Annotated in this window: 10 protein-coding genes; 3 read left to right on the plus strand and 7 right to left on the minus strand. The window is 45.0% G+C overall.

What is annotated here, in order from left to right; all coding sequences use genetic code 11:
- Window positions 1-5 precede the first annotated feature (5 nt).
- From GJU82_RS03095 to GJU82_RS03115, 5 genes are all read right to left on the minus strand, one after another.
- Window positions 6-2,237: a cation-translocating P-type ATPase gene (locus GJU82_RS03095; RefSeq protein WP_153630808.1), complete on the minus strand. Its 2,232-nt coding sequence runs from the start codon at window positions 2,235-2,237 to the stop codon at window positions 6-8.
- A gap of 82 nt (window positions 2,238-2,319) precedes the next feature.
- On the minus strand, window positions 2,320-2,886 hold the full coding sequence (locus GJU82_RS03100) for an AraC family transcriptional regulator (RefSeq protein WP_153630809.1): 567 nt from the start codon (window positions 2,884-2,886) through the stop codon (window positions 2,320-2,322).
- A gap of 151 nt (window positions 2,887-3,037) precedes the next feature.
- The gene (gene speA / locus GJU82_RS03105) at window positions 3,038-4,930 is read right to left on the minus strand and encodes a biosynthetic arginine decarboxylase (protein ID WP_153630810.1); all 1,893 of its coding nucleotides are present in this window, start codon (window positions 4,928-4,930) and stop codon (window positions 3,038-3,040) included.
- Between the two features lie 201 nt (window positions 4,931-5,131).
- A complete protein-coding gene (locus tag GJU82_RS03110; RefSeq protein WP_153630811.1) occupies window positions 5,132-6,265 on the minus strand; it encodes a peptidoglycan bridge formation glycyltransferase FemA/FemB family protein in 1,134 nt (377 codons plus the stop codon).
- A gap of 61 nt (window positions 6,266-6,326) precedes the next feature.
- The gene (locus GJU82_RS03115; protein ID WP_153630812.1) at window positions 6,327-7,016 is read right to left on the minus strand and encodes an aspartate/glutamate racemase family protein; all 690 of its coding nucleotides are present in this window, start codon (window positions 7,014-7,016) and stop codon (window positions 6,327-6,329) included.
- Window positions 7,017-7,128: 112 nt separating this feature from the next.
- Here GJU82_RS03115 and GJU82_RS03120 point away from each other — a divergent pair, with 112 nt between their 5' ends.
- Window positions 7,129-7,818, plus strand: a complete 690-nt coding sequence (locus tag GJU82_RS03120; RefSeq protein WP_153630813.1) for a protein-L-isoaspartate(D-aspartate) O-methyltransferase — start codon at window positions 7,129-7,131, stop codon at window positions 7,816-7,818.
- Window positions 7,819-7,897: 79 nt separating this feature from the next.
- Here GJU82_RS03120 and acs read toward each other — a convergent pair whose 3' ends face one another.
- Both acs and GJU82_RS03130 read right to left on the minus strand, forming a co-directional pair.
- Window positions 7,898-9,811, minus strand: coding sequence for an acetate--CoA ligase (gene acs, locus GJU82_RS03125; RefSeq protein ID WP_153630814.1), 1,914 nt, complete (start codon window positions 9,809-9,811; stop codon window positions 7,898-7,900).
- 263 nt (window positions 9,812-10,074) lie between these two features.
- Window positions 10,075-10,563: a methylated-DNA--[protein]-cysteine S-methyltransferase gene (locus tag GJU82_RS03130; RefSeq protein WP_153630815.1), complete on the minus strand. Its 489-nt coding sequence runs from the start codon at window positions 10,561-10,563 to the stop codon at window positions 10,075-10,077.
- A gap of 139 nt (window positions 10,564-10,702) precedes the next feature.
- Here GJU82_RS03130 and argS point away from each other — a divergent pair, with 139 nt between their 5' ends.
- Both argS and GJU82_RS03140 read left to right on the plus strand, forming a co-directional pair.
- Window positions 10,703-12,493 carry an arginine--tRNA ligase gene (gene argS, locus GJU82_RS03135; protein WP_153630816.1) on the plus strand — a complete coding sequence of 597 codons (1,791 nt, stop codon included), beginning with the start codon at window positions 10,703-10,705 and terminating at the stop codon, window positions 12,491-12,493.
- 140 nt (window positions 12,494-12,633) lie between these two features.
- Window positions 12,634-12,924 (plus strand): PQ-loop domain-containing transporter, encoded by a 291-nt coding sequence (locus GJU82_RS03140; RefSeq protein ID WP_153630817.1) that lies wholly within the window; start codon window positions 12,634-12,636, stop codon window positions 12,922-12,924.
- Window positions 12,925-13,008 lie beyond the last annotated feature (84 nt).

A 13,008-nucleotide genomic window follows, 5' to 3' on the forward strand; every position in this document is an offset into this window, starting at 1 on the left:
TTGTGTTATGTAAGTGATTTCCATTTTAATCGGAGACTGTTGGACACTACCGAAACGGAACTGAACGCCATGGCAGCTGCGGCAATCATCGGGTTCAGCAGGAACCCGTTGAATGCATACAGTACACCGGCAGCAACCGGGATACCAATTATGTTGTAGATAAATGCCCAGAACAGGTTCTGCTTAACCGTAGCTACGGTTTGTTTCGACAGTTTCAATGCTTTGGGAATGCTGTTTAGGTCGGATGTTGTTAATGTCATCTTAGCCACGTCGATCGCAATGTCCGAGCCTTTTCCCATGGCAATGCTGATATCAGCCTGTGCCAGCGCCTGCGAGTCATTGATTCCGTCGCCTACCATAGCTACCGTTTTACCCTTTCCCTGCAACTCTTTCACAAAAGCCGCTTTGTCACCGGGCAATATACCTGCTTTGAAATGTTTCAGTCCCACTTGCCGCGATACCGATTCAGCCGTCTGCTCGTTGTCGCCGGTCAACATGTAAACCTCAATTCCAGCGTCCTGTAAATGTTTGATCGCTTCTTTTGATGTTTCTTTAATCTGATCGGCAATGGCAATAACTGCCAGTACTTTTTTTGCGTCTGTGAAGAAGATAACCGTTTGGGCTTCCTGTTGCATTTTTTCGGCTTTCGCCTGAATATCTTTCGGAAGGTCAATTTTATTTTCTTCCAACAAACGGTTATTTCCTACAAAATAGGTTTCTTTCGCGAAAGCGCCCTTTACACCTTGCCCGGTAATACTTTCGAATTGCTCGGGTTGCGTACCCTTGATTTCTTTTTCAACAAAGTACTCTACAACTGAACTTGCCAGCGGATGCTCCGATTGTTTTTCCATTCCGAGTAGCCGAGAAGTCAGTTGTTCCTGGTTCCCATCTTCACTCCAAATGATGTTGGTAACGATCGGTTTTCCTTCAGTGATGGTTCCGGTTTTATCCAGAATCACGGCATCTACTTTATGCGCCGTTTCCAGGCTTTCAGCGTCCTTAATCAGGATGTTGTTTTCGGCGCCTTTACCGATTCCAACCATGATGGCGGTAGGTGTGGCCAGTCCCAACGCACATGGACAAGCAATAACCAATACGGTGATGGCTGCCAGCAGCGCATGGGTAAAAGCCTGATCTCCTCCGAAAATCATCCAGACGATAAACGTGAGGAGGGAAATTCCCATGACAACCGGAACGAAAATACCGGCAATTTTATCGACCAGCTTTTGCACCGGGGCTTTACTTCCCTGTGCTTCTTGTACCATTTTAATGATGTGTGCAAGCAGGGTTTCGCCACCGACTTTTTCGGCACGAAACCAGAAACTACCTTTTTGGTTAATGGTTCCGGCAAATACTTCCTTGCTTTCAGTCTTCTCGACGGGAATCGGTTCACCACTAATCATACTTTCGTCGACGAACGAATTACCCTTGGTCACTTTTCCGTCTACCGGAATTTTATCGCCGGGTTTTACCAGCAAAATGTCACCAATGGCTACGTCTTTAATCGAAACGGTTGTTTCTGTTCCGTCATCCGCAATCCTGACCACTGTTTTCGGTTGCAATCCAATCAACTTTTTAATAGCCGAAGAAGTATTCGATTTAGCCCGGTCTTCCAATAGTTTTCCCAGTAAAATAAAGGCAATGATGGCAGCAGCGGCTTCGTAATAAACATGTGCTTCGAATCCTTTGCTGGTCCAGAATTCCGGATACAACGTATTGAACAGGCTGAACAGAAAAGCGATGCCCGTACTTACAGCGACCAGTGTGTCCATGTTGGCCACCCGGTGTTTCATCTGTTTCCAGGCGTTTACGTAAAATCGTTTTCCGAAGATGAATACAACCGGAAGAGTAAGCGCTAATTCAATCCATTTTGCATAAGGCAAATTGGTTAGAAACATGGCGATCACCACAATCGGGATGGAGAATAACACCGCTCCCAATGTGTGTTTCTTTAGTTGTTCATATTCTTTTCGCTGGATTTTTTCGACAGTCTCTCCCGCAGTGTCGCTGTCTTCCACGATTAGGTCGTAACCCACAGCCTGAATCGCTGTCTTCATCCCGGTAGGTTGTATGACCTGCTGATCCCATTTTACCAGGACACTGGCATTCGCAAAATTTACCTTGGCATCTATCACACCATCCGTTGCATTCAAAATGGTCTCGACGCTCAGTGAACAGGACGCACAGCTCATCCCGGTAACGGGAAAGGTTTGCGTTATGTAATTTGAAGCTGACATAGCATAAAGTTTTATTATGCTACAAAGCTAATGGTCACAGGGGCTTCAGATGTTACAGGATTTTCGAAAAGAGTTATACAATTTACAGTTTATCGAGTGGGGTGCGCTGCCTTACGTCTTTCAGTTTTTTGAAATGGGTGGGCGTTAAGTCGGTGATTTTTTTGAATTGTCCGCTTAGATGTGCCACGCTGCTATATCCCATTCTGTAGGCTATCTCACTTAGTGTGAGTTCATTGTATACCAGTAGCTCTTTCACTTTTTCGATTTTTTGTTCAATGTAGTAATGCTCAATGGTTGTTCCTTCGATGGAAGAAAAGAGATTACTGAGGTAATGGTAATCGTAATTGAGATGTGCACGGATATATTCGGATAACCGGATCTGAATCGGTTCATTGTTTTGGTGGACCAATTCAATGATGAGTGTTTTGATTTTCTCTACTAATTTGCTGTTCTTGTCGTCCAGCAGTTCGAAACCCAGTGGTTCAATGTGGGTTTTTATCTGCTTCATTTGCTCGGTAGAGAGTTCCTTCTGACCAAAATCGACTTCGCCTAATTCTACTGAAATGGGATCCAGTTTCAGATCGTTGAGCTGGTTTTTAATGGCCAGCTTACAACGATCGCAAACCATATTTTTGATATAAATTTTCATCCGCGAAAAGTTTATTCTTAATGGCCGGATGGAACTCACGATGAATTTTTAGCATGCCTGTTTGTGCATCAGACATTTCAGAATTCATGTTCGTTTCACTTTGTCCGTTTTTTCGAAGAGCCGCTTTTATTTAGGCTTTCGCCGGAAAACATTACTCGAGGTAAGTGTATCCGTACAATCCTGAGCGGTAGTTTGACAGGAATTCTTTTCCTTCCTCGGCCGAAATTTTCCCGGCTTTAACCGATGACGTCACCCAGGTTTCAACGGTACGGACCAGTTTCTTCGGATTGTACTGCACATAGTCGAGAACCTCGGCTACCGTTTCTCCGTCGATAATCTGGTCGATACTGTATCCCTTTTCGTCAACTGAAACGTGGACCGCATTGGTATCACCGAAAAGGTTATGTAAATCGCCCAGTATTTCCTGGTAAGCGCCAACGAGGAAAACCCCGATATAGTATGACTCTTTCGCTTTGAGTGAATGAACAGGCAGATAGTAAGAAAAGTTCCGGGTCGAAATGAAATTGTCGATTTTCCCGTCCGAATCACAGGTAATGTCCTGCAACGTTGCCGATCGGGCGGGTTTTTCATCCAGTCGATGAATCGGAATGATTGGGAAAATCTGGTCGATGGCCCAGGAATCGGGCAGTGATTGGAACAACGAGAAGTTGCAGAAATATTTATCTGACAATAGCTTCGGCAGGTTTAGCAACTCCTCCGGAACATGTTTCAGTTTACCGGCCATTTGATGTACTTCGCGGGCAATGGACCAGAATAAGCGCTCGATTTGGGCACGGGTTTTCAGATCAACTAATCCGAGGCTAAAACGGTCGAGCGCTTCTTCCCGGATTTGTTGCGCATCGTGCCACGTTTCCAGCATTCGTGGCTGGTTCAGCAAATCCCAGGCTTCATACAATTCCTTTACCAGATCATGTGCATCTTCAGTCAATTCTTCTTCTTCGTCCCAACTGGGCAAAGTTGCCGATTCGAGTACCTCGAAAATGAGTACCGAGTGATGAGCAGCCAGTGACCGTCCCGATTCGGTGATGATATTGGGATGTGGGATATCGTGTTGGTTGCTGGCATCCACCATCGAAGAAGTAGCATCGTTTACATACTCCTGGATGCTGTAGTTCACGCTGCTTTCGCTGTTAGCCGAGCGGGTCCCGTCGTAATCGATACCCAGACCGCCGCCAATGTCGACAAATTGAACCGGGAAGCCATTGAGGTGGAGGTGTACGTAAAACTGTGCGGCTTCGCGCAAGGCAATTTTAATGCGGCGAATTTTATTAACCTGACTGCCAATATGGAAGTGTACCAGCTTCAGGCAATCCTGCATCTTGTTCTCCTCCAGGAAATCCATGGCAACGAGCAATTCGCTGGAAGTAAGACCAAATTTGCTGACATCCCCGCCTGAATCTTCCCATTTTCCACTGCCGGAGCTGGCCAGTTTGATACGGATTCCAATGTTGGGCCGAATCTTCAAACGCCTGGCAATGCGCGTAATCAGTTTCAGTTCGTTCAGTTTTTCTACCACCAGGAAAATCCGGCGCCCCATTTTCTGCGCCAACAACGCCAGCTCGATGTAATCTTCGTCTTTGTATCCGTTGCAAATAATAAGAGAATCATTATCGGTGTTCACACCAATAACGGCGTGTAATTCTGGTTTGGAGCCGGCTTCCAGACCGATATTGAATTTCTTACCATGACTGACAATCTCCTGAACAACAGGCCGCATTTGATTTACCTTGATGGGGTAGACGGTAAAATTCTGTGCTTTATATCCGTATTCCTCAGCTGCTATTTTAAAGCAACTTTCCATTTTTTCAATCCGGCTATCTAATATATCAGGAAAACGTATCAGCATGGGAGCGGAAACATCGCGAAGCTGAAGTTCATCAACTAACTCCTTCAAGTCAACCTGAACGCTGTTTTTTTTGGGCGTTACGACAACATGTCCCTTCTCGTTAATCGAAAAAAAATTTATTCCCCAGCCATTAATGTTGTACAGTTCGGCAGAATCTTCAACACGCCATTTTCTCATTTTTGCGACTTGTTACTTATTCGTTCGTTATTCAGTTTATAATCACCTGTTTTTTGCCGGTAAAGGCAAGCCGTTAATTTACGTTTCGGGCTAAAAATAGGAAAAAATTGTGGGTTTGTTTTCCGGTCTAGCCAACGCAAACCCCATATTTTTTATTTAATATGTTAAAAGTTGGTGTGGGATGTTATATCCATCTGTAAATTAACGAAGATGATATCCCTGGCTATTCCGCTCGGCCATCATAAATAACTTGTATTGCCCTTCGTTTAACGGGTAATCCCAACATCCCATCCGGTGATACAATTCCCCGCCAAATCCGGTTTTAAAGCGGTAAAGTCCGTACATGGGATGCGATGGTCCGGGAGTGGGCGATACACCAAACATGTCGTATTCGGTGCAACCTTTTTGACGGGCAATTTTAATGGCTTCCCATTGTAACGCGTAGGTAGCCATCTTGTCCCGGTTCTGTGACGAGGATGCTCCGTACAGATAAGTCGCTCGTTTACCGGTTACCACCAGAAACATTCCGGCTAACGGTATTCCCCCTGATTCGGCCAGAAGCATGTGCACATCGGCAGGCGAAGCGGTATTGGAAGCCTCTGTTTCCAGCACGGTGCGGAAATAATTGATATCGTCGAGTACGATGCCGTTACGGATGGCGGTTTGTTTATAAAGTTCGTACCATACAGGTAAATCACCGAAGCTGACCTCCTTTACTTCGACCCCTTTGCGTTTCGACAAGCGGATGTTGTACCGTGTTTTGGGTTTCATTCGCTGAAGCAACATATCGTGATTGTGGCTCAAATCCAAAAAGATGGTATGGGAGGGGAGCAAATCGGAAGGAGCCTTGCGCAGGTTCCAGTTTTGGGTATTGAAGTTGATGCGCATTTCCTGGTAGTGTGGTTCCGGAGGCCCCAACCAGTCATCCCGGTCATTGAACCGGTTTTCGTCTTTCGCCCACGGCGATTCCCAAATCAAGTCGTAACGGATTAGGATGGTATTCGACGGAAGAAACGGACGAATGCTTTCGGATAGTTCTTCGAGGTATAATCCGCGAAAATCCTCATCCGGATTGAGAAGCGGACCATATGGAATGTAGGCAACCTGATAATCGGCTCCCACCTGCTGCATAACCACCAGCAGATCGTCGGTTACCGGGTTTGTGTGGTTTGCGGCGGGTTCATTAATTTTTATGTCTGATTTTGGGACTTTGATGTCGAAGGCGCGCGTTTCGTATCCCAGGTTTTCTTTCACCCTGGCCCAGAAAGCTGTTTGCTGTGGGACAGCTGCGGGTTTGATTTGCTCCGTGTATTTCGGTTCAATGTCAATGTGCATTCCGCTTTTCTATTTTCAGGTAAATACCACGAAGAATTCACCGAAAAATTGGATGGACAAGCTAATCTTTCAAGGCAAATTCCACGGTGGCTTCTGCATGTATTTTCAGTGTGTCAAATAGCTCCAGGCGGGTATCTTCCGGATGGATGAGTAATGGAATTTCGGTGCATCCGAGAATCATTCCTTCAGCGCCTTTGTCGGCCAGTTGGTTCATGATTTCCAGGAAACGACTTTTCGATGTGGCGCTGAATATCTCTTTTTCGAGTTCGTGCCAGATGACATGGTCGATAAATTCACGATCTTCTTTCTCCGGGACCAGCACTTCAATACCATGTTTGGACAGGCGCTTTTTGTAAAAATCCTTTTCCATCGTTAGCATGGTGCCTAAAAGTCCGACTTTCTGGAAACCTTTTGCGTTAATGGCTTCCGCTGTAGCATCCGCGATGTGGAGCAGGGGAACCGGAAGCTCAGTCATGAGTTTATCAGCATGCAGGTGCAGCGTGTTGGCGCCGAGTATCACAAAGTCAGCTCCTGCATCAATAAGTCTCAGCAGGTTTGTTTTGATGTATGCATACACTTCCCGTGGGCCTTGTTTTTTTAGTTCATTTAATTCGGCAAAATTGACTGAGTGCAGAAAAATGCGTGCAGAACTCAGTCCACCGAGTCGCTCATTTGTCCCTTGATTCAGGTAACGATAATATTCCAGGGTGGAAACCCAGCCGGTTCCACCGAATAGTCCAATTGTTTTCACGTTTGTCGATTTAAAATTATGGTTTGTTAAGTTAATGAAGAATGACAATTCCCAACTGTTTGTCTGTATTTTTTTGAGATGAATTCCGTACATTAACGCAAAATGAAATCTAATGAAGCTAATAACCGTACTACTACTTATATTTTTATTCCCGTTGTTGGCGTGTGCACAGGAAGATTTTGAGGCCAAGCGCATGGAAATGGTAAAAAAGCAAATCATTGCCCGGGGCATCGATGATGGCCCAACGATTAAGGCTATGCGCAAAGTTCCCCGTCAGGATTTTGTTCCGGACGCGTACCGTGATCAGGCGTATAGAGATTCCCGGCTTTCGATAGGCTATGGACAGACCATTTCGCAACCTTATATTGTGGCCTTAATGACCGAAAAAACAAAACCTTCGAAGGGGGAAAAGGCGTTGGAAATTGGAACAGGATCCGGTTATCAGGCTGCTGTTCTCGCCGAAATTGTCGATTCGGTTTACACCATCGAATTGATCCCCGGCTTAGCCCTGCATGCCGCTAAAGTACTTTCCGGTCTTCATTACGATAATGTGGTAACGAAACGAGGTGATGGTTACCGTGGTTGGCCCGAACATGCGCCTTTCGATATCATTCTGGTCACGGCTGCCGGCGATCATATTCCCCGCCCGTTAATTGATCAGTTGGCCGAAAATGGCCGGTTGATCATGCCGGTTGGGCAGCCCGGAAGCTTTCAACAATTGGTATTGCTGACCAAACGAAATGGCCGGGTTAAACGAAAAAATCTGGCGACAGTTCAATTTGTTCCGCTGCAGCGGGAATGATTTGTATCAGGATGCATAAGACTAAAAAAAAGCCGGATCTGTTTTCAACTCCGGCTTTTTTTTTATTATTTGTACCAGATTATCGTTTTACATCAACTAATGCGCCGTCGATAATTTGATCAACCACTTCCTCGTCGAGTAGCGTGGTGATATCACCAAGGTTGGTAGCATCACCTTCCGCAATTTTCCGTAATATTCTTCGCATAATTTTGCCGGACCGGGTTTTGGGTAAGCCCGGAACTAACTGGATAATGTCGGGTTTGGCGATTGGACCGATGATCTTATTGACACCTTTCATAATCGAATTACGGATACCATCTTCGCCTCCTGTCGATAATTCACCACAAACGACAAAAGCATAGACTCCTTGTCCTTTGATGGCATGGGGATAACCTACCACTGCTGATTCGTTGACCAGCGGGTGCTCGTTGATGGCATTTTCAATCTCTGCTGTTCCCAGCCGGTGTCCCGAAACGTTGATTACATCGTCTACACGACCAAGGATACGATAGTATCCATCCTCGTCACGTTTCACACCGTCGCCGGTGAAGTACATATTTTCGAAACGCGAGAAATAGGTATCTTTCATACGTTTGTGATCGCCCCAAATGGTACGAAGCATTCCTGGCCAGGGATATTTGATACAGAGATTCCCTTCCACGCTGTTTCCTACCAGTTCTTTTCCACTATTATCGACAACAACCGGTTGCACTCCCGGCAGTGGCATGGTGGCAAAAGAAGGTTTCGTTGGAGTAACGCCGGCAATTGGACTAATCATGATACCACCGGTTTCAGTTTGCCACCAGGTATCGACAATGGGACAACGGTTTTTCCCAATATGATCGTGGTACCAGTGCCAGGCTTCTTCGTTGATGGGCTCACCAACTGTTCCCAAAACCTTCAGCGAGTCAATCTTTTTACCATCAATGAACTCAGAGCCTTTGGCCAATAAAGCACGAATAGCCGTTGGTGCAGTATAGAATTGATTCACCTTATATTTAGCTACAATGTCCCAGAAACGACCGGCATCGGGCCAGGAGGGAACTCCTTCGAACATGAGTGTTTGTGCACCATTTAATAATGGCCCGTAAACAATGTAGGAATGCCCGGTAATCCAGCCGATGTCAGCGGTACAGAAATAGACGTCGCCGACATCGTATTGGAATACATTTTTAAAGGTATAGGCTGTATAGGTCATGTATCCACCGGTGGTGTGAACAATTCCTTTTGGTTTACCGGTAGAACCGGAAGTGTATAATATGAATAGTTCATCTTCGGAATCCATTTCTTCGGGCTCGCAGTGTGCAGGCTCACCATGAATGGCATCATGCCACCAGATATCACGGCCTTCTTTCATGTTAACGGATGAACCGGTTCGTTTTAATACTACTGAATTTTTTATCGTAGGACAGCTCTTCAATGCATCATCTGCAATATCCTTCAACGGTGTGATTTTGGAACCCCGGTATCCGCCATCAGCTGTCAACAATACGGTGGCTTTGGCGTCATTTATCCGGTTGGCCAGCGATTGAGCCGAGAAGCCGGCAAAGACTATCGAATGTATGGCGCCAATACGGGCACATGCCAGCATTCCGACTGCCAGTTCCGGAACCATTGGCATATACAACGCTACGCGATCGCCTTTACGTATGCCAAGCCGTTTCAGGGCGTTCGCAAACATGTTTACTTCTGCCAATAATTCCTTGTAGGTCAGTACGCGGTTGTCTTCGTCCGGATTGTTAGGTTCCCAGATAATAGCAGGCAAGTTGGCGTGCGTGTACAGGTTTTTCTCAAAGATGTTCTCGGTAATGTTGAGCTTTCCATTGATGAACCATTTGATTTCAGGTTTCTTGAAATCCCATTCAACGGTTTTATCCCAGCGTTTTCTCCAGAAAAACGACTCGGCAACCTGATTCCAAAATGCTTCGGGATTGGCTATTCCTTTTTGACATTCGTGAATGTAACCTCCTAAGGAATGAATTTTTGGTACCATGTAATTTTATTTTAATAATGTTTGGATTTCGAAAAATGCCTCAATTTATATTGAATAAGAATAAGAATCAAGTATTAAGGTCACATAGTCTCAGCATCCGGAGTATCATAATTAACAATGATAATTCAGAAAAGAAGAAAAAAGCAGTGTGATTGGTTGTATTTGTGTGTTTATAGCTGTTCGTTGTAAATATTATTATTATTATAAAGAATTTAATTTTATGTGGTTTTAATCTAAATAAGAATAAAAAAACGATCGTTATCTCAGAAAAGTGTTGTTTGAGTTTCGGAATCCTGATTGGTTTGTGCTGCTTCCCGTCCAATTATCGCTTGTTTGCGAACCGGATCCCAGCGATAACCTCCTGTTTTACCCAACCTCTTGATTACCCGGTGGCAGGGAATGAGGTATCCCACCGGATTTTTTCCAATGGCCGTTCCAACTGCTCTTTGAGCTGACGGAGCATCGAGATGTGTGGCGGTTGCACCATAACTGGTCAAAGTGCCTTCGGGAATTTGGAGCAAAGCCTGCCATACTTTCAATTGAAACGGGGTTCCTTTTAGTCGGAGAGCAATGGGACTATTCGGTTTTCCTTGGTTGAAGGAAGAATTCACATTCCGGTGCAGCTGGTGTTCCTTTTCAACTAGCCTGGCGGAAGGCCATTCTTCCTTTATTATTGCTGTGGCGTCTTCCTCTTCATTAATGAAAAACAGGTTACAGATGCCCCGGTCAGTTGATGCGACAACAAATTTCATGATGGTAGTTTTCCTCCAACTTTAACTTTGGGCCATATTATGGACGGTCGCAGCAATCAGTTACATTTCCCGGAAGGAAATCTCATGGTGGTTTTCTATCTTTGCGGTTCGAAAAACGGAATTGACAAATTACCCGGATATGGATATTGAAATCATCATCAGAGATAAGGTTATTGACGCGATTGAAAAGCTTTACAATCATAAAGCCGGCCCGGACCAGGTCCAGGTTCAGAATACGCGAAAAGATTTTGAAGGAGACAAAACTGTTGTTGTTTTTCCTTTTTTGCGATTCTCGAAAAAATCACCCGAACAGACCGGTGAGGAATTGGGAATTTTTCTGACCGGGCAAGTAAGCGAAATTGCCGGATTCAATGTCGTAAAAGGCTTTTTAAACCTGGTTATCGATGGCAGCTACTGGATGAATCAGCTAAACGAAGCGGCAGGAGACAAGCAGTATGGTTTTTCCCCGGTTACCGCCGAATCGGAACTGGTGATGATCGAGTATTCTTCGCCGAACACCAATAAACCTTTGCACCTGGGGCACATCCGTAATAATTTACTTGGCTTTTCTATCAGTGAAATTATGAAAGCCAACGGAAACAAGGTGGTGAAGACCAACATTGTCAACGATCGGGGAATTCATATCTGTAAGTCGATGTATGCCTGGAAGACGCTTGGTAATGGAGAGACCCCGGCTTCGTCTGGCAAAAAAGGTGATCACCTGGTCGGTGAGTACTATGTAAAGTTTGACCAGTTGTATAAAAAGGAAATTTCCGAACTGGTTGCCGGTGGCATGCCGGAGGACGAAGCTAAAGACAATGCGCCGTCCATTCTGGCTGCCCGCGACATGTTGCGTAAATGGGAAGCCAATGATACGGAAGTACGGCAATTGTGGGAAAGGATGAATGGCTGGGTTTACCAGGGCTTTGATGAAACCTATAAAATGCTGGGAGTTGACTTTGATAAGATATATTATGAGTCGGATACCTACCTCATTGGGCGTGACGAAGTAATACGCGGATTGGACGAGGGATATTTCTATCGCCGCGAAGACGGTTCGGTATGGGCCGATTTATCCGGTGAAGGACTTGACGAAAAAATTCTGCTTCGCTCCGACGGTACTTCGGTTTACATGACCCAGGATATTGGTACCGCTAAAATGCGTTATGAGGATTACGATATCAATCACATGATTTATGTGGTGGGAAATGAGCAGAATTACCATTTCCAGGTGCTGGCTATTTTACTCGATAAACTGGGGTATGAATGGGGCAAGGATTTGTATCACTTTTCTTACGGAATGGTCGAACTTCCCCATGGTAAGATGAAATCACGGGAAGGTACCGTTGTTGATGCTGATGACCTGGTGGAAGGGATGATTGACGTGGCCCGGAAGGTATCCGAAGAGTTGGGCAAACTGGATGGTTATTGTGAAGAAGAGAAGGAGAATATTTACCGCATTGTGGCCCTTGGTGCCCTGAAGTATTTTATCCTGAAAGTCGATCCACACAAAAATATGCTGTTCAATCCGGAAGAATCCATCGACTTCAATGGAAATACGGGCCCTTTTATTCAATACACTTATGCGCGTATTCAGAGTGTGCTTCGAAAAGCGGCTGATTCACGGCTATCTGTCCCTGAAAAGGCACCATCCATTGCATGCAATGAGAAAGAAATTGAGCTGATTAAGACGATTAACCGTTTTCCATTTGTGGTGAAAGAAGCCGGAAATAACCATAGTCCTGCGCTTATTGCAAACTATGTGTATGATCTGGTGAAGGAGTTCAACCAGTTTTACCATGATTACAGCATTGTGAATGAACCGGGCGAAACGGTGCGATCCTTCCGGTTAGTGTTGGCCAAAACTGTTGGGCAGACCATTAAAAATGGTTTTTCCCTGTTGGGAATTGAGGTGCCGGAACGAATGTAGGCATTGGCAAATCATAGCATCAACCCCCGATTATCTTCGGATATTCGGGGTTTCTTTTTGCTGATGAATGGCAGCTTTAAACTTCGGAATTACTGGAGGATGGAAAATTTTTTACCTTTAAGCACCAAAAATTTTTGCATATGAATCCATTTGAATTTATCGGTTGGTTTGGAAACATTATTCTTAGTATTGGGGTCATTCCCCAGGTCATCCAAACATGGCGCACACATGATGTTTCCAGTTTCAACTGGCCATTTCTCCTAATGTGGGCTTTTGGCGTATTGTTTACGTTCATCTATATCGCCCAGGGCGACATGGCACGTGGTTCTTTTCAGTGGCCGCTTTGGCTTAATTATCTGGTTAACATACTAGCAACGTCCTACTTAGTTTATGCTAAATATAAATATGGAAAAACGGTCGTATCTGATTAGTTTTTAAAGTGGGGAGTTGTCGTGAAATAATTGCAGTATCTTTTCGTTACTTAAGCAACAATTTGCGAATGTTCACTTTTTAGA

Origin of the sequence: Prolixibacter sp. SD074, from assembly GCF_009617895.1 — a bacterium.
In the GTDB taxonomy this organism is placed as follows: domain Bacteria; phylum Bacteroidota; class Bacteroidia; order Bacteroidales; family Prolixibacteraceae; genus Prolixibacter.